Here is a 21,497-nt window from a genome sequence, read left to right as displayed (position 1 = left end):
GCGCCCATGACCGCATCAACGAGCTCGCCGACGAGGACCCGAGCCTCGACGGCACCAGCACCACGGCCACCGTCGCGCTCTTCGACGGCGCGCGGGTCGGCATCGGGCACGTCGGCGACAGCCGCGCCTACCTCTTCCGCGACCGGGAGATCACCCGGCTCACCTCCGACCACACCTTCGTGCAGACCCTCATCGACGAGGGCCGGATCACCGAGGAGGAGGCGCGGGTCCACCCCCACCGCAACCTCATCCTCAACGCACTCGGTGGCCCCAGCGACGTCGAGCCCGACCTGTTCGTCATCGAGCTGGCCGCCGGGGACCGGCTGCTCCTGTGCAGCGACGGCGCCAGCGGGGTGCTCGACGACCGTCGCCTCGCCGACATCCTCGCCACCGGCAGCCCGGAGTTCGCCTCGGTCGAGCTCGTGCGCGCCAGCCTCGAGGCCGGCAGCTCCGACAACGTCACCTGCCTGGTCGCCGACGCCGTCGACGCCGACGCCCCGATCGCGCCCGGCGAGGCGGGCGACCCGCTGCTCGTCGGCGCGGCCGCCGAGCGCCGGCTGCCCCGCCAGCGCAGCGGTGGCATGGGCGCGATGGGCAGCCTGTTCCGCGGCCACCGGGCCGGCGACACCGGCGAGCTCGAGCCGGTGCAGGCCGACATCCCCGACGACCTCCCGTTCGCGATCACCGCCGACCCGATCGACCCCGAGGAGGCGCGCTACGCGCCCCGCGCCCCCCGACGCTTCGTCTGGCTCAAGCGGTTCCTCGCGCTCGTGCTCGCGGCCGGACTCGCCTGGGTCGGGCTCGCGGCGGCGTGGTCGTGGACCCAGGGCCAGTACTTCGTCGGCGAGGAGGACGGCGCGGTCGTCATCTTCCGGGGCGTGAACACCGAGCTCGGCGGCTTCTCGCTCTCCGAGCCCTACGAGCGCACCGACGTCTCCCTGGACCGTCTCGGCGAGATCGAGGCCGACCGCGTCCGCGAGGGCATCCCCTACGACAACCTCGCCGCGGCCGAGAAGAAGGTCCAGGACCTCGCGGCGCGGCAGACGCCCCAGAGCTCTGGGACCTCGTCCGGGGACGGCGGCTGATGTCCCAGGTCGCTGCCTCTCCCGGCTCCTCCAGCCTGATGGGCTTCGTGCACCGGCGACGTCGGGGCGCGGAGCTGTTCCTGCTCGTCCTCGCGCTGGCCGTCGGCATCGGGGCCTACGCCGCCGTCGGCATCGGCGTGGAGGAGAAGGTCCCCGCCGACCTCGTCGGGTACGGCGGGTGGTTGGCCGCCCTGGTGGTCATCGCCCACGTCGTGATCCGGTTCGTGGCGCCGTACGCCGACCCGGTGCTGCTGCCGGTCGTCGCCGCGCTCAACGGGCTGGGGCTCGCGGTGATCCACCGGCTCGACCTCGCCAAGGAGGCCGACGGCAGGTTCCACGGCTACGCCCAGCAGCAGCTGACCTGGATGACGCTCGGCCTCGCGCTGTTCGTGGCGACGCTGCTCCTCCTGCGCGACCACCGCGTGCTGCAGCGCTTCACCTACACGAGCGGCCTCGCCGCGATCGTGCTGCTCCTGCTGCCGATGGTGCCCGGCATCGGCAAGCAGGTCTACGGCGCCCGCATCTGGATCCACCTCGGCCCGTTCAACTTCCAGCCCGGCGAGGTCGCCAAGGTGCTGCTGGTGGTCACGTTCTCCGGCTACCTCGTCCTGCACCGCGACGCCCTTGCGCTGGCCGGGCGCCGGGTGCTGTTCGTCGACCTGCCCCGCGGCCGCGACCTCGGCCCGATCCTCGCGATGTGGGCGGTCAGCCTCGGCATCCTGGTGTTCCAGCGCGACCTGGGCTCGAGCCTGCTGTTCTTCGGGCTGTTCCTGGTCATGCTCTACGTCGCCACCGAGCGGCCGGGCTGGCTGGTCGTGGGCGCCCTGATGTTCGTGGGCGGCGCGACCGCGGCGTACCTGCTGTTCCCCCACGTCACCGAGCGCTTCGACATCTGGCTGCACCCGTTCGACTACTACGGCAAGAACGGCGACCAGGCCTTCCAGCCGGTCGAGGCCCAGTTCGGCATGGGCTGGGGCGGGTTGATCGGCCGCGGATTCGGCGAGGGCGACCCCAACCGCGTGCCGTTCGCCGAGTCCGACTTCATCGTCGCCGCCATCGGCGAGGAGCTGGGCCTGGCCGCGGTGATGGCGGTGATCCTGCTCTACGGCCTGATCGTCGAGCGGGCACTGCGCACCGCCCTCATCTGCCGCGACGGCTTCGGCAAGCTCGTGGCCACCGGCCTGGGCAGCATCTTCGCCCTGCAGGTGTTCGTGGTCGTCGGCGGTGTGACCAGCCTGATCCCGCTCACCGGTCTCACCACACCGTTCCTGTCCTACGGCGGGTCCTCGCTGATCGCCAACTGGGTGATCGTGGCGATCCTGCTGCGCATCTCCGACCAGGCCCGTCGCCCGGCACCCCAGCTGTCCGACGACACCACCGCCATCGGTGACGACGCCACCCAGATCGTGAGGCTCTGACGACGTCATGAACAAGCCGATCCGGACGATCTCGATCTTCTGCCTGCTGCTGTTCCTGGCGCTGATGATCAACGCGACCTACCTGCAGTACTGGAAGGCCGGCCAGCTCAACGACGACCCGCAGAACCGCCGGGTGCTCGTCGCCGCCTACTCCCGCGAGCGCGGCGCGATCCAGGTCGGGAGCAAGGCGGTCGCCCAGAGCGTGGAGTCCGACGACCAGTACAAGTTCCAACGCACCTACCCCAAGCCGCTGGAGTACGCCCCGCTCACCGGTTGGTTCAGCTACTACAGCGCCACCGGCATCGAGCAGACCCGCAACGACGTGCTCTCCGGCGAGGACTCCCGGCTGTTCGTCACCAAGCTGGTCGACCTGCTCAGCAACGACCGGACCAAGGGCGGCAACGTCAAGCTCACGATCGACCCCGCAGCCCAGGACGCGGCGTACAACGGCCTCAAGGCGCTCGGCCCCGACGTCCAGGGCTCGGTCGTGGCCCTGGAGCCCAACACCGGCAAGATCCTGGCGATGGTGTCGCTGCCGACCTACGACCCCAACAAGCTCGCCTCCCACGACCTGAGCTCGGTGCAGGACACGTTCACCCGCCTCGACAAGGACCCGACCCAGCCGCTGCTCAACCGGGCGATCCAGACGCGGCTGCCACCCGGGTCGACGTTCAAGATCCTCACGGCGGCCGCCGCCATCGACAAGGGCCTCTACAAGGCCGACGACCCGGTGCCCGGTGGCGTGACCTTCCAGCTGCCGCAGACGAGCGGGGTCACCGGCGAGATCGACAACGAGGGCCGCTCCTGCGGCGCCAACGGCGCCCGGATCCCGTTCACCCAGGCGATGGGGCAGTCCTGCAACACCACCTTCGCCCAGCTCGCGATCGAGGTCGGCGCCGAGGACATGGCCAAGACCGCCGAGGGCTTCGGCTTCAACAGCCACTACTTCGACGACCTCACGCCGCAGGCCGAGTCGGTCTTCCCGACCGACGCCAACGAGCCGCAGATCGGGCAGTCGGGCATCGGTCAGTTCGAGGTCGCTGCGACCCCGCTGCAGATGGCGATGGTCGCCGCCGGCATCGCCAACGGCGGCACGGTCATGCGGCCCTACCTCGTCGACGAGGAGCAGTCCGCCGACCTCGACGTGATCCAGAAGACCGAGCCGCAGGAGCTCTCGCAGGCCGTCTCGGCCACGACCGCCAGCGAGGTCACCAAGCTGATGGTCGCCACCGTCAACGAGGGCACCGCGAGCCCGGCGGCGATCCAGGGCATCCAGGTCGCCGGCAAGACCGGCACCGCCCAGAGCGGCCAGCCCGACAAGCCGCCGTACGCCTGGTTCGTGTCGTTCGCGCCGGCCGAGAACCCCGAGGTCGCGGTCGCGGTCATGATCCAGTCCGCGGACATCCCGCGCGGGGAGATCGCCGGCGGCACCTACGGCGGCCCGATCGCCAAGGCCGTGATGGAGGCGGTGATCAAGTGACGTCCACCCCCGAGGGCCTCGGCTTCGCCGACGCCGAGCACCGCTACCGTCTCGACGCCCGGATCGCCACCGGCGGCATGGGCGAGGTGTGGCGCGGCACCGACACCACGCTGGGTCGCGAGGTCGCGATCAAGCTGCTCAAGAACGAGTACGCCGACGACGCCTCGTTCCGGGCCCGCTTCGAGACCGAGGCCCAGCACGCCGCCTCGCTCCACCACGCCAACATCGCCGCCGTCTACGACTTCGGTGAGGCCCCGACCGGCGACGGCTCAGGCGTGCAGCGGCCCTACCTCGTCATGGAGCTCGTCGACGGGCAGCCCCTGTCCGCGCTGCTGCGCCCCGACGTCGCGATGGACCCCGCGGCCGTGCGGGCGCTGCTGGCCCAGGCGGCCGACGGCCTGGCCGCCGCGCACGCGGCCGGCATCGTGCACCGCGACGTCAAGCCGGCCAACCTGCTGGTGACGCCCGACCGGCGGATCAAGGTCACCGACTTCGGCATCGCCCGCGCGGCCGAGGGCGTGGGCATGACCCAGACCGGCGAGGTGATGGGCACCCCGCAGTACCTCTCCCCCGAGCAGGCGCGCGGCGAGACCGCCACCCCGGCCTCCGACGTCTACTCCCTGGGCGTGGTGGCCTTCGAGTGCCTCGCCGGACGGCGGCCCTTCGTGGCCGACACGGCGGTCGCGACCGCGCTCGCCCACCTGCGCGAGCCGGTCCCCCACCTGCCCGACGCGGTGCCGGACGACCTGGCCGCCGTCGTACGCCGGGCGATGGCGAAGCTCCCCCAGGACCGCTTCAGCGACGGCGCCGCACTGGCTGCCGCGCTGCGCGACCCGGCGACCGCTGTCGCTCAGGTCCCGCCGCGGCCCGAGCACGAGGCGACCCAGGTCCTGACCGGGGTGGTGCCCCCGCCCCCCGCGCCGGTGCCCGGCCCGGTCGCCGGCCACCTGCCCGACCCCCCGCGGGTCAGCCGCCGCAACGCGCTGTGGCCGGTGCTCGCGGTCATCGCCCTGGTCGTGGTGGCGGTGCTGGCGTTCGTGCTCATCGCCCAGGGCCTCGGCGGCTCCGACGACCCCGAGGACGAGCCGACCCGCACCCCCCAGCGCTCGCGCACCTCCGAGCCCACCTCCGAGCCACCCTCGACCGAGCCCACCTCGCAGCCGCCGTCCTCGGAGCCGACGTCCGAGCCGCCGTCCTCCGAGCCGACGTCGGAGCCGCCGTCCTCCGAGCCGACCTCCGAGCCACCGTCGTCCGAGCCTCCTCCCTCCTCGGAGCCGCCGGCGACCCCGACGCCCAGCGACGTCGCCTCCCAGCCCGCCCAGTCACCCACCGCGTCCGCCAGCAAGACCGGCTCCAGCTCCCCCAGCACCCAAGGCGAGGTCGACCGTCGATGAGCAACCATCAGCCCACCGTCGGGGGCCGTTACGAGCTCGGCGAGCTGCTGGGCCGCGGCGGCATGGCCGAGGTCCGCAAGGGCACCGACACCCGGCTCGGGCGAGTCGTGGCCGTCAAGCGCCTGCGCACCGACCTCGCCAGCGACGCGACCTTCCAGGCCCGCTTCCGCCGCGAGGCCCAGTCGGCGGCCTCGCTGAACCACCCCGCGATCGCGGCTGTCTACGACACCGGTGAGGAGCCGGCCGCCGACGGCTCGGGGGTCTCCCAGCCCTACATCGTCATGGAGTACGTCGCCGGCCGCACGCTGCGCGACATCCTGCGCGAGGGTCGCAAGATCCTTCCCGAGCGGGCGCTGGAGATCACCAGCGGCGTGCTCGCCGCCCTCGACTACAGCCACCGGGCCGGCATCATCCACCGCGACATCAAGCCCGGCAACGTGATGCTCACGCCGAGCGGCGACGTGAAGGTGATGGACTTCGGCATCGCCCGCGCGATCAGCGACGCCTCCTCGACGATGACCCAGACCGCGGCGGTCGTCGGGACCGCGCAGTACCTCTCCCCCGAGCAGGCCCGCGGCGAGACCGTCGACTCGCGCTCGGACGTCTACTCGGCCGGGTGCCTGCTCTACGAGCTGCTCACCGGGCGGCCGCCGTTCGTCGGCGACAGCCCGGTCGCCGTGGCCTACCAGCACGTCCGCGAGCCCGCGGTGCCCCCGTCCGACCACGACGTCGAGCTGCCGCCCGAGGTCGACGCGATCGTGATGAAGGCACTCGCCAAGCGCGTCGAGGACCGCTACCAGTCGGCCGCGGCCATGCGCAGCGACATCGAGCGCTACCTCGCCGGCCGTCCGGTCCAAGCACCGATCCCCGCCCCGGTGGCGCCACCCCCGTCCTCGCCGTACCCCACCGCGGCGACCGCGGTGGTCGGCGCGGTGCCGCCCGGCGGCGAGGAGCTCCCCCGCAGCCGCACCGGGCTCCTGGTGCTCGTCGGAGCCCTGCTCGTCGCCCTGCTGCTGGCCGGCGCGTTCTTCGTGTGGCCCAAGCTCTTCCCGTCGGCGCCCGAGCAGGTGCCGGTGCCCGACGTCGTCGGCAGGACCGAGAACCAGGCCCGGCGGCTGATCGGCGACGCGGGGCTGTCGGTCGGCGTCATCGATCGCGAGAACAGCGACACGGTCAAGGCCGGACAGGTCATCCGCCAGTCGCCCGAGGCCGACGAGTACGTCGATCCCGACACCTCGGTGGGCTTCGTGCTCTCCCTCGGTGAGGCCCAGGTGGCGATGCCGTCGGTGGTCGGCAGCGACAAGGACGACGCCCGCGCGGAGCTCACCGGCGACCCCTACCGCTTCGAGGTCAAGCTCGAGGAGGACGACTCCGACGCACCCGCCGGCCAGGTGGTCCGCCAGCAGCCCGAGGCCAACACCCAGCTCGACCCGGGCAGCGAGGTGACGCTGTTCTACTCCGACGGGCCGGAGGAGGTGCCCGACGTCGTGGGCGACAAGCAGGGCGCCGCGAAGAGCAAGATCCGCGCCGCGGGGTTCGAGCCCGAGGTCATCGAGAACCCCAACACCACCGAGCCCGCGGGCACCGTGATCAGCCAGTCGCCGCAGGGCGGGAGCACGGCGAACCAGGGGGCGACGGTGACGATCGTGGTGTCGACCTACGCGCCGACCGAGCCCAGCGAGACCCCGTCGGAGACGCCCACCGACCTGCCGAGCCCGAGCGAGTCGCCCCTGCTGCGCGACGAGGCGGTGGCTCCTAGCCGTCCGACGCCGAGCCGAGCGGGACGGCGTAGCTCAGGTCGAGCAGGCCGTCGTACGCCGGCGCGGTGACGCTGTCCTCGAGCTCGAGGTCCCAGCCCACGGAGATGTCGGGGTTGGCCGCGTCCTCGCGGTAGCCCGCGATGTAGGGGTCGCCCTCGATCGCCGTGAGCATCGCGCCTTGGTCGCCGACCGCCTCGATCACGTAGGGCTGCGGGTAGGGCACGCCCTGCAGCCGCACGGCGTTGCCGTCGCACTTGATGCCGGTGGTCGACACGATCCGCTGGCCCGCGATCGTGATGGCCGTGGCGCCGCCTTCCCACATGGCGTTGACGACCGCCTGGATGTCCTGCTGGTGCACGAGCAGCTTGTTGACGTTGCCGGTGGTGGAGTTGATGAGGTCCGCAGGGGCGTCGGAGAGCGTGACCGAGAGCCCGGGGCCGGTGCGCGGCACCAGGCCCGCGGGATCCTCGAGCTCGGCGATACGGCGGTGGACCCGGCTGATCTCGCGGCCCTTCGTCGCCGCCGAGAGCGCCTGGACCTGGGCGTCGAGTGCGCTGCGCTCCTGGTCGAGCTTCGCGTAGTCGTCGGCCTGGTCCTTCACCAACGACGCCAGGTCGGTGTAGCGCCCAGGTCGCAGGTCGGTGCCCTCGCTGTTGGCGGCGCTCACCATGAACAGCGCGCCGCACAGGAGGCCCACGGCCGGGGTGCCGACGCGCCACACGCCGCGCGCGCGGCTCGGTGTGTGCCGACGCAGGCGGTCACGCAGTCGCGCCGCGGCCGACGGCTCCGGGGGCCGCGCATGTGGATGAGGGGTCACGCCGACTAAGGTAGCCCGCAGCCCGCGACAACGCCGCGGCGCCGACCGTCCCCGCACCGCGATCGATCCAGGAGCACCCGTGGCCAAGGCCAAGCTCGACCCCCTCGCCCCCGCCCGGGGCCCGCTGCTGTCCGTCCGCTTCGTGGTCGCGCTCGCGCTGATGGTCCTGGGCATCGCCTGGATCGCCTACTACTACGTGGTCTTCGACCCGGCGACCTTCCCGCCCAAGGACTCGGGATCGCCGGCCTTCATGGGCGACCTCGATGGCTGGAACTACCTCATCGGCTTCGGCCTGCTCATGCTCGGCCTGGTGATCTCCGCCCACCCCTCCACGCCCCTGGGCCGCGGCCGCGGCGTCGTGGTCGGCATGCTCGGCTGCTTCCTCATCGGCCTGCTGTGGATCTGCACCTACTACGTGTTCAGCAACGACATGTCGAGCATCTGGGTGTTCAACGACCTGGGCCAGAAGAACCTGTTCGTCGGTATCGCCTTCATGGCGGTCGGCTTCACCTTCGCCACCCGCTGGGAGTAGCCCGGCCGCACCACCCGCAGACCTCCGCACCGCCGGTCCCCCAGGGGCCGGCGGTGCTGCTTTGTCCACACCTGGGGACAACGGTGTGGAGAACTACATCGATGTAGTTCTCCACAGGTGATTCCACACCTGTGGACGCGTCGGGTGTGTCGCGCCGCGCCACGCCCGCCGGGGATGCGGCGTCGGGAGACTCCTCCGACGGTGTGGTTGCGGTCGGCGCGCAGCGTCCGGCCGCGCCCCCGGCCGCCGTTGTCGACCGTGGATGGGGCTGGCGGCGGGGTGGGTCAGGCGAGGGCTGCGGTGCGAAGGATGACCGCGAGGGCGGTGAGGGCCGCGACCACGACCAGGCCCGAGATCTGGAAGACCGGTCGTCGTGGGCCGCGTGGCGCGTAGACGAGGATGCCGGCGATCGCGAGGCCGCCGATGAACCCGCCGAGGTGGCCCTGCCAGGAGACGTTGCTGACGGCCACCGTGAACACGAAGTTGATGCCGATCCACATCAGGATCTGCTGCACGTTGGCGCGCAGCTTGTAGGCGACGATCAGCAGCGCGCCCATCAGCCCGAAGATCGAGCCGGAGGCTCCGACGGTGGCCTGGAACTCGGGGGCGGCCCAGTAGACCAGCGCCGAGCCGGCGAGTCCGGAGAGGAGGTAGAGCGCGAGGAACCGGACGCGCCCGATGACCATCTCCAGCTGCGGGCCGAGGATGTAGAGCGCGAACATGTTGAACGCGATGTGCAGCGGCTGCACGTGCGTGAAGGTGCTGGTCAGCAGCTGCCAGTAGGCGCCGTCGTAGACGCCCGGCATCCAGTCGCCGGTGCAGGCGGCCTGGGTGCCGTGGATCTGGATGAAGCCGTTCTGCAGGTCGCAGACGGCCCGTGGCCGCAGCTCGAGCCAGGCCAGGAGCCGGCTGGAGCTGCCACCGCTGGCGAGGATCGCCACCCACACCGCGACGTTGATGCCGATCAGCACGAACGACGTGGTCGCCGCGTTGCCGGGGCGCAGGCCTCCGAACGCCGTGCGGCCGGCGCGGGTGGTCTTCTTGCCCTCCGCCACGCACTCGGGGCACTGGAAGCCCACGGCGGCGTCGCGCATGCAGTCCGGACAGATCGGCCGGTCGCAGCGCTGGCAACGGATGTACGACTCCCGCCCGGGGTGCCGGTAGCACGTGGGCACCCCGGACGGGGAGGTCGAGGACTCGCTCATGTGAGGCGGGTTGCTCGCAGGATCAGCCGCGGACGATCTGGACGGTCTCGATCACGACCGGGTCGGTCGGCCGGTCGCCCGGGCCGGTCGCGGTGGTCGCGATCGCGTCGACGACGTCGCGCGAGGCCTGGTCGGCCACCTCGCCGAAGATCGTGTGCTTGAAGTTCAGCCACGTGGTCGCACCCACGGTGATGAAGAACTGCGAGCCGTTGGTGCCCGGCCCGGCGTTGGCCATCGCGAGCAGGTAGGGCTTGTCGAAGGTCAGCTCCGGGTGCGGCTCGTCCTTGAAGGTGTAGCCGGGGCCGCCCGTGCCGGTGCCCAGCGGGCAGCCGCCCTGGATCATGAAGCCCTCGATGACCCGGTGGAACCCGAGGCCGTCGTAGAACGGGCCGGTCTTGCCGTTGCCGGCGTCGTAGGACTTGGTGCCCTCGGCGAGGCCGGTGAAGTTGGCGACCGTCTCGGGGGCGTGGTCGGGGAACAGGTTGAGCGTGATGTCGCCCCGGTTGGTCTTGAGAACGGCCTGCAGGTCAGCCATGAGTGCCTCTCGCATCGGATGGGTACACCGAACGGGTGTAGTCGTGCCGTCCGATCCTCGCACGACCCGCAAGCAGCCCGCCTGGCAGCCAGGCACCGCGCAGCGTGAGCGCAGTCTCGCGCGGAGCCTCTGGCTGGCCCTCGGGTGACATGATCGAATGAGGCAGGACACGACGAGAGGAAGTGCCACACGATGGGTCTGCGCAAGAAGAAGTCCCTGATCGACCAGGCGAGCGAGACCGTCACCCAGTACGTCGACCAGGTGAGGCCCCAGATCGAGTCTGCGGTCGCGACGGCTCGCGAGAAGGCCGCGCCCGTCGTCGCCGACGCCCGCACCAAGGCCGCGCCGGTCATCGCCGATGCTCGCGCCAAGGCCGCGCCCGTGATCGCCGACGCCCGCACCAAGGCCGCGCCGGTCATCGCGGACGCCCGCACCAAGGCGGCTCCCGCGATCGCCTCCGGGGCCGCGCTGGCGGCCGAGAAGATCGCCGCCGGCGCGAGCCTGGCCGCGGAGCGGGCCGCCGAGGCCGCCGAGCACGCCGCCGACCGCGTCTCCGAGGTCGCCACGCCCCGGAAGAAGAAGGGCGGCAAGGCCAAGAAGCTGCTGCTGCTGACCGGCCTGGCCGCGCTCGCCGCGTTCGTGGCCAAGAAGCTCCAGGGCGGCGGGCAGAGCGACAACTGGCAGTCCTCCTACACGCCCACGCCTGCCCCGAGCCCGAGCCCGGCGCCGGCCGCGCCGGCACCGACCGACGCCAGCGACGCCAGCGACGCCAACGACGAGGGCGGTTCGTCGCCCGACGAGGCCATCGCCGACCAGGCCGAGGCGCCCCACCCGGTCACCACGCCCGACGAGCCGGCCACGGTCGTCGACGTCGACGAGAAGAAGTAGCGACCCGGCTGCGCCCGGCTCGTCAGGACCGGCTCGAGGAGAGATCCTCGGGCCGGTTCTGCTGTATCCAGGCGTCGATCTCCTCCCACCAGCCGAAGAGCCAGTCGATCCGGTCGTCGCGATCGGCGGGGATCTCCGACCGGGGCACCTGCCACCAGCGCATCACGATCCGCTTGTCCATCGGCAGCTCGCGCCACACGTCGGCGACGGTGAGCAGGTGGTCGAGCCCGGTGTGGGCGACCAGCACCACGTCTGCCTCCGGTGCCGCGTCCAGCGCGGCCAGGAAGCCGCCGGGCCGTGGGGCGAGGACGTTGACCATCCGCTCGGCCCGGGCGGCCATCCGCTCCATCCCGATCCTGCGGAGCCGGTCGATCGCACGCTGGCGCCGCTGCGGGGTGAAGTTGCCGCCCTCGGGGAAGATCACGAACGCGTCGTTCTCGTCCAGGCCGGTGGCCAGCGCCGCGATCTGGTCCTCCAGCCGGTCCCCGTCGGCGGGGTTGGGCGTGATGAAGCGGGCCGGGATGCGGTTGAGGATCACGTCGATCGCGGGGTCCCAGGCCAGGGTGTCCTTGAGCACCACCCGCGGCTCCCGGGAGTACCACGCCATCAGCGTGTGGATCAGGACGAACGAGTCGCCCGGTCCCGCGTGCCGGCAGCACACCAGGATCGGCCGGCCGGGGTGGGCGTCCGGCGCGGGGCCCTCGGTCTCGATCCGCAGCCGGAGCACCCGCCTGGCCTCGCGGAAGAACACCCACATCGTGCCCTGCACGAGGTCGTAGTGGATGCCCTCGAAGTACGCCGAGCGGATCTTCCACCCGCACCCCGAGGCGAGCCACAGCCCGAACAGCACCAGCAGCAGCAGCGCCTCGCAGGTGAGGTAGACGATCGCCACCCACAGGATGCGCAGCGGCCGGAGCCGGCCTGGCAGGGCGGGCGAGAGGGCGGCGGCGCCGATCACCCACAGCGGGAGGGTCACCCACAACACCCCGGTCAGTGCCACGACGGCGGGCGCGATCACCAGCCGTCGCAGCAGCCGGATCACTGTTCTCCCGCCGACCGCGAGCCGCTCTCCGCAGCGGGGCCGAGGTGGTCCTCGAGGTAGGCCACGGACGCCTCGTAGGTCGCGTCGATCCGGGCCTCGACGCCGGCGAAGTCGCGGGTGCCGAGCAGCGAGTCGTCCCGGCCGGAGGTGCCGCGCGCCGGCAGCACGTAGGCCTCGACGTGCTCGGGCAGCTCCTCGAGCTCGCGGTGGAAACGGTGGCGCCGGGCGATCTCGAAGGAGACCCGGGCGACCTCCCACGGCCGCCGGGGCACCGCCAGCGGGCGGTCGATGCGCCCGACCTGCAGCACGAACACCTGATCGGCGCCGAGCCGCACCGCACGCCCCAGAGGGATGGAGTTCACGATGCCGCCGTCGAGGAAGTGCTCCTCGCCGACGCGCGCCGGCGGCAGCAGGCCGGGTACGGCGGCGCTGGCGACGACCGCGTCGACCAGTGGTCCGGAGTCGAACCAGTGCTCGGCGGCCCGCTCGATGCTGGCGGCACACACCTGGAAGCGCACCGGCAGCTCCTCGAACGTGAGGTCGCCGAACTCCTCGCGGAGCGCCTGGGTGAGCGGCTTGGCCGACCACAGGTGGGTGCCCGTCGACACGGCCCGCCGCACCGTGCGCAGCGGCTTGTCGCCGTACACCTGCGCGCTCTGCGGCGTCGCGGCCCCGCGCCAGAGCTCGGTCAGCTTGCCGACCACCCCGGGGCTCGGGTCGCGAGCGACGAGGGCGCCGTTGAGCGCGCCGACGCTGGTGCCCAGCACGAGGTCCGGGCGGATGCCGCGCTCGAGCAGGGCCCGCAGCATGCCGACCTCCACGGCGCCGAGGACTCCGCCGCCCCCGAGCACGAACGCGGTGGTCGTCATGGGGCGGTCATCGGCAGGCCGGCGAGCGGCTCACGCCGCGGTCGGTCCCACGAGCTCGGGCGTCTCGGCGCGGATCTTCTGCACGACCCGGTGCTCGACCCAGAAGATCAGCAGCGGGATGAGGCCGGCGACGAGCATCAGCAGCGTGAACGAGACCGACCAGCGCGCCCGGCGGGCGAGCAGGAAGGCCACCACCACGTAGACCATGAAGATCCAGCCGTGCAGGAGCCAGAGGATGCTGAGGTCCTCGCCGAAGCTCTGCAGCGAGCTGCCCTCGCTCGCGAGGTACTTCAGGGGTGCGGCGACCAGCGCACACACGGCCAGGAGGACGCCCACGACGAACGCGAGCACCCGGTAGGACGAGAAGAGCTTCACGCCCTCAGCCTACGGACGTCGCCTCGGCGGCCGCGCCGGTGTCCTCGCCGTCGGCCCCCGGGGTGTGATCCTCGTCGGCACCCGACTCGGATCCGGTCTGGGAGCCGGCCTGCACGTCTCGGACCCAGCGCCACCAGATGAAGGCGGCGAACGCTCCGAAGAACCACCACTCGATCGCGTACAGCAGGTTGCGCAGCCCCGTGAGAGCCGCCACCGGCGGGAGCTGGTCGAGCGTCGCCGGATCGAGGCCCTGCCCGGGTGTCTGCGCGACGGCGTACGCGCCGTAGAGGTCCTGGTCGACGTGCTGGATGAGGTCGGCGATGCGCAGCTGCGGGAGGAGGTCGTCGGTCGGGTCGTCGTCGACCTGCCCGGTGCCCTGGGGCGGCTGGAGCCAGCCCTCGAGGGTCGCGTCACCCGTCGGCGGGGCCGGCGCGTCGGCCGGGTCGGCCGTCCACCCGCGCACGATCGGCAGCGCCGCGCCGTCGGCGCCGTCGACGGCCAGAGGGGTCACCACCCAGTAGCCCTCGCGGCCGGCGTGCTCGCGGTTGCTCACGTAGACCGTGCCGGCGGGGACCCAGCGGCCGGTGACCGTCACCGGCTGCCCGACCCGGTCGCCCGGGAACGGGTCGTCGGGCCCGATCGCCTCGGTGAGCGGGATCGGCGCGGCCTGGGTCCGGTCGGTGGCCTGGGCGTCGCGGTGCTCCTGCCACGCACCGAGCTGCCAGGACCCGAGCCACCCGGCGGCGCCGACCAGCACGACCGCGAGGACGTGAGCGCCCCAGAAGCGCGGGGCGAGCGGTCGTGGCACCTCTCCAGGGTACGGCGCATCCGTCTGGTCAGACCACTTGACCAGTGGTCCAGACCGGATCTACCGTGGCCGCCATGCCGCTCCAACCCGTCCAGCGCCGCTCCGTCCCCGACGAGGTCTTCGACCAGGTCCTCTCCGAGGTGGTCGACGGCGGCCTCGAGGCCGGCGAGGCCCTGCCCAGCGAGCGTCGCCTCGCCGAGGTCCTGGGCGTCTCACGACCCGCCGTGCGCGAGGCGCTGCAGCGGATGGCCCAGACCCGCCTGCTCGACGTGCGCCACGGCGGCGCCACCACGGTCCGCGACTTCCGCCGGTACGCCGGCCTCGACCTGCTCCCCCGCCTCCTCGTGCGTCGCGGCGAGCTCGACCCGCGGGTGGCCCGCAGCATCCTCGAGGCGCGGCTGGTCGTCGGCCCGGGGGTCGCGGCGCTGGCCGCCGAGCGCGGCGGTCCGACCCTCGAGGTGCTGCTGACCGAGACCGTCGACGCGCTCGGCGCCACCGACGACGACGTGCAGCGCCAGCTGCACGCCCTGGCGTTCTGGGACCACGTCGTGGACGCGGCCGACTCGATGGTCTTCCGGTTGATGTTCAACAGCCTGCGCGCGGCCTACGAGCCGGCGCTCGAGGCCCTCGCGCCGGTGATGGCCGAGGAGGTGGGTCAGGTCGGCGCCTACCGGCTGCTCACCGCCGCGATCGGAGCCGGCGATGCCGAGACCGCGCGCGCTGCCGCCGACCGGGTGCTGCGCCCGGCCACCACCAGCCTGCTCACCGCACTCGAGGCCCTGGAGGAGCGATGACGAAGAGCGAGATCGAGGCGCTGGCCACTCGACAGGTCGCGGCCGACGAGGAGCGCATCACCGGCGCCCGGCGGGCGAACGTCTCGCTCGGCCGGGCCTGGCGGTCGTTCTGGAGACACCCCTCGCCGTGGCTGCTCGGCAGCTTCCTGCTCGCCTCCGTCGCCGGCCGGGTCGTCGCCGGCGGCGGCGCCTGGTGGGAGCTGCTGCTCCCGGTCGGGCTGATCGCGATCCTCCCCGTCGTCGAGTGGGTCGTCCACGTCGGCATCCTGCACTGGCGCCCACGACAGGTCGGGCCGGTGACGGTCGACCCGCTGCTCTCGCGCAAGCACCGTGCCCACCACGCAGACCCCCGCGCGATCCCGCTGGTCTTCGTGCCGTGGCAGGTCGAGCTGTGGCTGCTCCCGTCGTACGTCGTGGTCGCGTGGCTGGCGACGCCGTCGACCTCGAGCATGCTCACGGTGCTGGTGACGGTCTACGCGATCATGTCCGGCTACGAGTGGACCCACTACCTGCTGCACAGCGACTACCGGCCCCGCTCGCGGTGGTACCGCGCGGTGTGGCGCAACCACCGGCTGCACCACTACAAGAGCGAGCACTACTGGTTCACCGTGACGACCGCGGGCACCGCCGACCGGCTGTTCGGCACCTACCCCGACCCCTCGACCGTGCCGACGTCACCGACCGTGCGCTCGCTGCACGCCCGCGAGGGACGCTGAGCTGTCCGAGGTCCTCGGCGAGCACTCGGAGGTCGTCGACGACGCGGCTCGCGCGGCCGCGGTCGTGCTCGACGCCGACCTCGCAGTGCTCCGCGTCCCGCACCGCGGGCGCTGGGTGGCGTGAGCGGGGTTTGGTCGCCGGCCCACGGGGCATACGACTGGTGCGTCGCCGGAGCCTGCGCCCCGGCGTGGTCGGCGACGCCTCCGGATGAACTGATCGGGCGGGGCTCATGGACGGTAGGCGACGTAGGACCACCAGCGCGGCGGCAGCCATCGTGCTGCTCGGACTCGGGCTGGGCGGGTGCAGCGACGAGAGCGATGCGGCCGGCCCAGCGGTCCTGGGCTCGAGCGAGTCCTCGCCGTCGGCCGAGCCGACGCCACAGGCCCAGCAGGAGGCCGAGGTGGTGGCCGTGCTGCCGCGCTTCTTCGGCGCCGTCGAGCGGGCCTATGCGAAGGCCGATGTGGGTCCCCTGACGAACATCGCCACCACCGAGTGGGCGCAGCACGTGGTCGACGGCTACCGCGAGAGCTTCCTCGCCAAGGGCGACATCATGCTCGGGCGCGCCACGCTGGTCGACGACACGGCCGAGGTCAGCATCGACGGGACCACCGCCACGGTCGACGCCTGCATCGACAACACCAGCACGTTCGTGGTCCCGAAGGGCACCAAGGCCGTCGGAGTCGGCGCGACCGGCGGCATCCGGATGGTGGAGACGCTGACGCTGCAGCTCACCGACGGGTCCTGGCTCGTCGACGGACTCACCACGGAGGGCAAGCGATGCTGAGGGCCCTGGTCGTCTCGATGCTCGTGGCGCTCGCATTCGTCGCGCCCACACCGGCGCAGGCCGACGGTGGCTGCGGTGCCGGCATGGAGGCGGTCCCGCTCCCGGGCGGCCTGGGCTACACCTGTGTCGAGATCACCCCCGGCGGGGGCGGTGGCGAGGGCGATCCCGGCGGCGGTGGCCAGCACCAGCCGACCTGCACCCTCGTGCCCCCCGGCACCTGGTGCAACGGCACGACGCCCTGCTACACCGAGGACTGGCACCCGCCGTACGTCCTGCCCGAGGGGGACCCGCCGAAGCCCGACACCCCCGCGCTCGTCGACCTGTGCCTGCAGGCCGGTGGCTACTACATCGCGGTGCGCATCTACTGGGCCAGCGAGGGTGAGCCGCCGCCGCCCTCGTTGCAGGACCAGGCCCGTACGGCCACCGGGCAGCTCTCCCTCGCACTGCCGGCGCTGAGCACCAGCCCGACGCGCCGCACGCTGGTGAACCTGCCCACCTGGTTCTGGATCGAGGGGGGCGATCCCGAGCAGGTCGGCAGCTCGGCGTTCGGCCTCCGCGCGATCGCGACGGTGTCCTCGCTCGACATCGCGACCGGTGACGGCACCACGATCACGTGTCCCTGGACGACGTCGAGTGCCGAGGCGGAGACGTCGTGCGACTACACCTACCGTCGCGCCTCCAACGACGGCACCACGACCCAGGACGGCAGGCCCGCCTACACGGTCTCGGCGACCTCGACCTGGGACATCCGGTTCGAGCTGAACGGCGTCAACGTCACCATCCCCGGCGCCCCGACCACGCTCCAAGGGCCGGCGTCCACCGCGGTCCTGCGGGTGGCGGAGTCGCAGTCGGTCGTCACCGGCACCCGGTGATCGTGACCGCCCCGTCGGGAGCGGAGGAACTCCCGTCGAACGACAGCAGCCCGCAGCAGTGCTGCGGGCTGTTCTCGTTGTCACGTGGTGGAGCCTAGGGGACTCGAACCCCTAACCCCCTGCCTGCAAAGCCCAGGATGGACAGAGCCGCTACCAATTGCGCCCGCGCTCGCCCCGCCATCGAAGAAGCAGTGGGAGAACTGGTGGAGCCTAGGGGACTCGAACCCCTAACCCCCTGCTTGCAAAGCAGGTGCGCTACCAATTGCGCCAAGGCCCCGTGGTCTTGACGACCGGGTGCAGCAGGTGGAACGTCAGGATCGCCCGACCGGGTCGGTGGCCTCGGCCCAGAGTGCCTGCTCCTGCTTGCTCTCGTCCATCTTGCGCTTGGCGAAGACGGCACCACCGACCGCCAGCAGGACGAGGAGGATCTTCTTCATCTGGACTCCCTCGGGTCGGGGGATGCAGCCCCTGGTCGGGCGACCCCCGAGGTCAGCCGGGGGTGGTGAGTGGGCCTAACAGGACTTGAACCTGTGACCTCTTCCTTATCAGGGAAGCGCTCTAACCGTCTGAGCTATAGGCCCGGGACCGAGGGCAGACACTACCGGACGGCCCACGGCTGCGACAAAACGAGGTGCCTGTCAGCCGAGACCCGGCCGGCGGAACCCGCAGCGGTCAGCGCTCGTCCTCGGCGAGCGTCACCTCGACGCCGCCGACGAGCGCGGCGGACATGTTGTAGAGGAACGCGCCGAGGGTGGCGATCGCGGTGATCAGGACGACGTCCACCACCGAGACCAGGATCGTGAAGCCCATGACGCGGGAGAGGCCGACGTACTTCTCGACGTCCCAGTCGGCAGCGTCCTGACCTCCGACGACGTCGCGCACGGTGTCGTTGATGGAGTCCCAGACCCCGGCGGCCGACAGGACCGACCAGATGATGAAGACCGAGACCACCGTGACCACTGCGAACGCGACGGCCAGCAGGAACGAGGTCTTCATCACCGACCACGGGTCGACGCGGGTCAGCCGCAGCCGGGCCCGGCGGGGACGCTTCCCCGCTGCGGACGTGGCAGCACCCTTGGTCGACCCGGGTCGCGCGTTCGCGCGGTGCTCGTCGGCGGCGTTGCTCAGCTTGGCCGAGATGCGCTCGCCGAGGGGTGCGCGGACGGCAGTGTCCTGTCGATCAGTCATCAGCCGTCACTCTCCCCGTCGGTGTCAGGCTCGGTGCCCTCACTCGCAGTCGGGCCCGTCTCCTCAGACGCGCCAGACCCCTCGATTGTTGCATCCGTACCCTGATCCGACGACTCGTCAACCTCGGTACCCTCGACCGGGCCGTCGCCGTCGGGCTGCTCGCCCTCGAGCTCCTCGTCGCGAGCCTCGACCGATCGCGCCACCACGGCGACCGCGTCGCCCGACTTCGGCGTCACGAACTTCACGCCCATCGTGGAGCGCCCGGTGGGCCGGAAGTCGGCGTTGATCGGGCTGCGCACGACCTGGCCGTTCTGGGTGATCGAGAGGATCTCGTCGCCCTCCTCGACGATGAACGCACCCACCAGGTGGCCGCGGTCCTCGTTCTGCAGCGACATCGCCTTGATGCCGAGACCGCCGCGCGACTGCAGGCGGTACTCCGAGATCCGCGACCGCTTGGCGAAGCCGCCGTCGGTGATCGTGAAGACGTACTGCTCCTTGACGTCGGGCAGGTCGCCGGCGGCCGTCGACTCACCGGCCGCCTCGGCCTTGGCCTCCGCGGCCTCCTCGGCCGCGACCTGCTCGGCGCGGATCACCGACATCGACAGCAGCGAGTCGCCGTCGCGGAACTTCATGCCCGCGACACCGGAGGTCGCCCGACCCATCGGGCGCAGCTGCGCGTCGTCGGCCCGGAACCGGATCGCCTGGCCCTTGCGCGAGACGAGCAGGATGTCGTCCTCGGCGTTGACCAGCTCGGCACCGATCAGCTCGTCGTCGTCCTCACGGAAGTTGATCGCGATGACGCCGGCCTGGCGCGGGCTGTTGTAGTCACCCAGGCGGGTCTTCTTCACCAGGCCGTTGCGGGTGGCGAGCACGAGGTACGGCGCCTGCTCGTAGTCGCGGATCGCGAGCACCTGGGCGATGTTCTCGTCGGGCTGGAAGCTCAGCAGCCCGGCCACGTGGCCGCCCTTGGCGTCGCGCGACGCCTCGGGGAGGTTGTAGGCCTTGGTGCGGTAGACCCGGCCGGCCGTCGTGAAGAACAGCAGCCAGTGGTGGTTGGTGGTCGCGATGAAGTGCTCGACGACGTCGTCACCACGCAGGCTCGCCCCCCGCACGCCCTTCCCGCCGCGCTTCTGGGTGCGGTACTGGTCGGCGCGGGTGCGCTTGGCGTATCCGCCGCGGGTGATCGAGACGACGAGCTCCTCGTCGGGGATCAGGTCCTCCATCGACAGGTCGCCGTCGGCCGCGATGATCTGCGTACGCCGGTCGTCGCCGTACCGCTCGACGATCTCGTTGAGCTCGTCGGCGACGATCTGCCGCTGGCGGCTGACGTTGGCGAGGATGTCTTGGAGGTCGGCGATCTCGAGCTCGATCTTGGCCAGGTCGTCGATGATCTTCTGGCGCTGCAGGGCTGCGAGCTGGCGCAGCTGCATGTCGAGGATCGCGGTCGCCTGGATCTCGTCGATGTCGAGCAGGTCGATCAGACCCTGGCGCGCCTCCGCGACGTCCGGCGAGCGCCGGATCAGCGCGATGACCTCGTCGAGCATGTCGAGCGCCTTGACCAGACCACGCAGCACGTGGGCGCGCTTCTCGGCCTCGGCCAGACGGAACTCCGTCCGGCGCCGGATGACCTCGATCTGGTGGGTGACCCAGTTGCTGATGAACTGGTCGATGGTCAGCGTCCGCGGCACGCCGTCGACCAGGGCCAGCATGTTCGCGCTGAAGTTGGTCTGCAGCTCGGTGTGCTTGAGCAGGTTGTTGAGCACCACCCGGGCGACCGCGTCGCGCTTGAGCACGACGACCAGCCGCTGTCCGGTGCGGTCGGAGGTGTCGTCGCGGACGTCGGAGATGCCCTGCACCTTGCCGGAGTCGGCGAGCTCGGCGATCTTCAGCGCCAGGTTGTCCGGGTTGACCATGTAGGGCAGCTCGGTGATCACCAGGCAGGTGCGGCCGCGGGCGTCCTCGTCGACCTCGATCACCGCACGCTGGGTGACCGATCCACGGCCGGTGCGGTAGGCCTGCTCGATGCCCTGGCGGCCCACGATGAGCGCGCCGTTGGGGAAGTCGGGGCCCTTGATCCGCTCGATGAGCGCGTCCTGCAGCTCCTCACGGCTGGCGTCGGGGTGCTCGAGGGCCCAGCGCGCCCCCTCGGCGACCTCGCGCAGGTTGTGCGGCGGGATGTTGGTGGCCATGCCGACCGCGATGCCGGCCGAGCCGTTGACCAGCAGGTTGGGGAACCGCGCCGGCAGCACGACCGGCTCCTGGGAGCGGCCGTCGTAGTTGGGCTGGAAGTCGACGGTGTCCTCGTTGATGTCGCGGACCATCTCCATGGCCAGCGGCGCCATCCGGCACTCGGTGTACCGCATGGCGGCGGCGGAGTCGTTGCCCGGCGAGCCGAAGTTGCCCTGGCCCTGCACCAGCGGAGCGCGCATCACCCAGGGCTGGGCGAGACGGACGAGGGTGTCGTAGATCGCCGAGTCGCCGTGGGGGTGGTACTGACCCATGACGTCACCCACGACGCGCGAGCACTTGGAGAAGCCACGGTCGGGGCGGTAGCCCCCGTCGTACATCGCGTAGAGCACCCGGCGGTGCACCGGCTTGAGGCCGTCGCGTACGTCGGGCAGGGCGCGGCCGACGATGACCGCCATCGCGTAGTCGATGTAGGCGCGCTGCATCGAGGTCTGCAGCTCGACGGGCTCGATGCGCCCGCCGGGGCCCTCGGGGGGAGGAGTGGTGCCGCCGCTGGTGGGGGTCTCGGTCACAGGAACTCTTTCTGGTCGCTTCTACCGGTATCTAGCGCATCTCCTAGACGGCTAGATATCCAGGAATCGGACGTCCTTGGCGTTGCGCTGGATGAACGATCGACGCTGCTCGACGTCCTCGCCCATGAGGATCGAGAAGATCTCGTCGGCGTGCGCGGCGTCGTCGAGGGTGACC

22 protein-coding genes and 2 tRNA genes are annotated in these 21,497 nt (G+C 71.7%); 11 read left to right on the top strand and 13 right to left on the bottom strand.

Annotated elements, in window-relative coordinates:
* The 5 genes from Q0L15_RS20025 to pknB form a co-directional block, all read left to right on the top strand.
* The coding region (locus Q0L15_RS20025; RefSeq protein ID WP_296606382.1) for a protein phosphatase 2C domain-containing protein at positions 1 to 1,085 on the top strand (1,085 nt) is incomplete at its 5' end.
* Positions 1,085 to 2,503, top strand: a complete 1,419-nt coding sequence (locus Q0L15_RS20020) for an FtsW/RodA/SpoVE family cell cycle protein (RefSeq protein ID WP_296606381.1) — start codon at positions 1,085 to 1,087, stop codon at positions 2,501 to 2,503. The genes Q0L15_RS20025 and Q0L15_RS20020, both read left to right, overlap by 1 nt.
* A 7-nt stretch (positions 2,504 to 2,510) precedes the next feature.
* Positions 2,511 to 3,983 (top strand): penicillin-binding protein 2, encoded by a 1,473-nt coding sequence (locus Q0L15_RS20015; RefSeq protein ID WP_296606379.1) that lies wholly within the window; start codon positions 2,511 to 2,513, stop codon positions 3,981 to 3,983.
* Positions 3,980 to 5,377, top strand: coding sequence for a serine/threonine-protein kinase (locus tag Q0L15_RS20010; protein WP_296606377.1), 1,398 nt, complete (start codon positions 3,980 to 3,982; stop codon positions 5,375 to 5,377). The genes Q0L15_RS20015 and Q0L15_RS20010 overlap by 4 nt, the downstream gene beginning before the upstream one ends.
* Positions 5,374 to 7,206 (top strand): Stk1 family PASTA domain-containing Ser/Thr kinase, encoded by a 1,833-nt coding sequence (gene pknB, locus Q0L15_RS20005; RefSeq protein ID WP_296606376.1) that lies wholly within the window; start codon positions 5,374 to 5,376, stop codon positions 7,204 to 7,206. Before Q0L15_RS20010 ends, pknB begins: the two co-directional genes overlap by 4 nt.
* Here the strand turns inward: pknB and Q0L15_RS20000 are convergent.
* Positions 7,133 to 7,954, bottom strand: coding sequence for a DUF881 domain-containing protein (locus Q0L15_RS20000; RefSeq protein ID WP_296606374.1), 822 nt, complete (start codon positions 7,952 to 7,954; stop codon positions 7,133 to 7,135). The genes pknB and Q0L15_RS20000 overlap by 74 nt on opposite strands.
* Before the next feature lie 79 nt (positions 7,955 to 8,033).
* Here Q0L15_RS20000 and Q0L15_RS19995 point away from each other — a divergent pair, with 79 nt between their 5' ends.
* On the top strand, positions 8,034 to 8,486 hold the full coding sequence (locus Q0L15_RS19995) for a cell division protein CrgA (protein ID WP_296606373.1): 453 nt from the start codon (positions 8,034 to 8,036) through the stop codon (positions 8,484 to 8,486).
* Positions 8,487 to 8,770: 284 nt separating this feature from the next.
* On the opposite strand, the gene Q0L15_RS19990 is transcribed toward Q0L15_RS19995, so the two are convergent.
* Both Q0L15_RS19990 and Q0L15_RS19985 read right to left on the bottom strand, forming a co-directional pair.
* Positions 8,771 to 9,691: a rhomboid family intramembrane serine protease gene (locus Q0L15_RS19990; RefSeq protein WP_296606371.1), complete on the bottom strand. Its 921-nt coding sequence runs from the start codon at positions 9,689 to 9,691 to the stop codon at positions 8,771 to 8,773.
* A 22-nt stretch (positions 9,692 to 9,713) separates the two neighbouring features.
* On the bottom strand, positions 9,714 to 10,226 hold the full coding sequence (locus Q0L15_RS19985) for a peptidylprolyl isomerase (RefSeq protein ID WP_296606369.1): 513 nt from the start codon (positions 10,224 to 10,226) through the stop codon (positions 9,714 to 9,716).
* Positions 10,227 to 10,418: 192 nt separating this feature from the next.
* Here Q0L15_RS19985 and Q0L15_RS19980 point away from each other — a divergent pair, with 192 nt between their 5' ends.
* On the top strand, positions 10,419 to 11,114 hold the full coding sequence (locus Q0L15_RS19980) for a hypothetical protein (RefSeq protein WP_296606368.1): 696 nt from the start codon (positions 10,419 to 10,421) through the stop codon (positions 11,112 to 11,114).
* A 22-nt stretch (positions 11,115 to 11,136) separates the two neighbouring features.
* On the opposite strand, the gene Q0L15_RS19975 is transcribed toward Q0L15_RS19980, so the two are convergent.
* From Q0L15_RS19975 to Q0L15_RS19960, 4 genes are read right to left on the bottom strand one after another with little or no spacing between them, the layout of a single operon-like run.
* On the bottom strand, positions 11,137 to 12,156 hold the full coding sequence (locus tag Q0L15_RS19975) for a 1-acyl-sn-glycerol-3-phosphate acyltransferase (protein WP_296606367.1): 1,020 nt from the start codon (positions 12,154 to 12,156) through the stop codon (positions 11,137 to 11,139).
* Positions 12,153 to 13,025: a patatin-like phospholipase family protein gene (locus Q0L15_RS19970; RefSeq protein ID WP_296606365.1), complete on the bottom strand. Its 873-nt coding sequence runs from the start codon at positions 13,023 to 13,025 to the stop codon at positions 12,153 to 12,155. Before Q0L15_RS19970 ends, Q0L15_RS19975 begins: the two co-directional genes overlap by 4 nt.
* A 30-nt stretch (positions 13,026 to 13,055) precedes the next feature.
* A complete protein-coding gene (locus Q0L15_RS19965; protein ID WP_296606364.1) occupies positions 13,056 to 13,400 on the bottom strand; it encodes a DUF3817 domain-containing protein in 345 nt (114 codons plus the stop codon).
* 4 nt (positions 13,401 to 13,404) lie between these two features.
* Positions 13,405 to 14,208 (bottom strand): SURF1 family protein, encoded by an 804-nt coding sequence (locus Q0L15_RS19960; protein WP_296606362.1) that lies wholly within the window; start codon positions 14,206 to 14,208, stop codon positions 13,405 to 13,407.
* Positions 14,209 to 14,282: 74 nt separating this feature from the next.
* Between Q0L15_RS19960 and Q0L15_RS19955 the strand changes: the two genes are divergently transcribed.
* From Q0L15_RS19955 to Q0L15_RS19940, 4 genes are all read left to right on the top strand, one after another.
* A complete protein-coding gene (locus Q0L15_RS19955) occupies positions 14,283 to 15,002 on the top strand; it encodes a GntR family transcriptional regulator (RefSeq protein ID WP_296606360.1) in 720 nt (239 codons plus the stop codon).
* Entirely contained in the window at positions 14,999 to 15,718 is a 720-nt protein-coding gene (locus tag Q0L15_RS19950; protein WP_296606359.1) for a sterol desaturase family protein, read from the top strand. Before Q0L15_RS19955 ends, Q0L15_RS19950 begins: the two co-directional genes overlap by 4 nt.
* A gap of 275 nt (positions 15,719 to 15,993) precedes the next feature.
* On the top strand, positions 15,994 to 16,503 hold the full coding sequence (locus tag Q0L15_RS19945; RefSeq protein ID WP_296606357.1) for a hypothetical protein: 510 nt from the start codon (positions 15,994 to 15,996) through the stop codon (positions 16,501 to 16,503).
* The gene (locus Q0L15_RS19940; protein WP_296606356.1) at positions 16,497 to 17,375 is read left to right on the top strand and encodes a hypothetical protein; all 879 of its coding nucleotides are present in this window, start codon (positions 16,497 to 16,499) and stop codon (positions 17,373 to 17,375) included. The genes Q0L15_RS19945 and Q0L15_RS19940 overlap by 7 nt, the downstream gene beginning before the upstream one ends.
* A gap of 201 nt (positions 17,376 to 17,576) precedes the next feature.
* Here Q0L15_RS19940 and Q0L15_RS19935 read toward each other — a convergent pair.
* The 6 genes from Q0L15_RS19935 to Q0L15_RS19910 all read right to left on the bottom strand — a co-directional run.
* Positions 17,577 to 17,652: transfer RNA gene (locus Q0L15_RS19935), tRNA-Ala, on the bottom strand.
* A 34-nt stretch (positions 17,653 to 17,686) separates the two neighbouring features.
* Positions 17,687 to 17,812 (bottom strand): DLW-39 family protein, encoded by a 126-nt coding sequence (locus tag Q0L15_RS19930; protein ID WP_296606355.1) that lies wholly within the window; start codon positions 17,810 to 17,812, stop codon positions 17,687 to 17,689.
* A 70-nt stretch (positions 17,813 to 17,882) separates the two neighbouring features.
* Positions 17,883 to 17,956, bottom strand: a tRNA-Ile gene (locus Q0L15_RS19925).
* Positions 17,957 to 18,047: 91 nt separating this feature from the next.
* The gene (locus tag Q0L15_RS19920) at positions 18,048 to 18,563 is read right to left on the bottom strand and encodes a DUF3566 domain-containing protein (RefSeq protein WP_296606353.1); all 516 of its coding nucleotides are present in this window, start codon (positions 18,561 to 18,563) and stop codon (positions 18,048 to 18,050) included.
* Entirely contained in the window at positions 18,563 to 21,322 is a 2,760-nt protein-coding gene (gyrA, locus tag Q0L15_RS19915; protein WP_296606352.1) for a DNA gyrase subunit A, read from the bottom strand. The genes Q0L15_RS19920 and gyrA overlap by 1 nt, the downstream gene beginning before the upstream one ends.
* Before the next feature lie 51 nt (positions 21,323 to 21,373).
* Positions 21,374 to 21,497: hypothetical protein (locus tag Q0L15_RS19910; RefSeq protein WP_296606384.1), on the bottom strand; the 124-nt coding region annotated here is incomplete at its 5' end.

The sequence above is a fragment of the Nocardioides sp. genome (assembly GCF_024509035.1).
Lineage (GTDB): Bacteria > Actinomycetota > Actinomycetes > Propionibacteriales > Nocardioidaceae > Nocardioides.
This window is presented reverse-complemented; position numbering and strand designations above follow the sequence as displayed.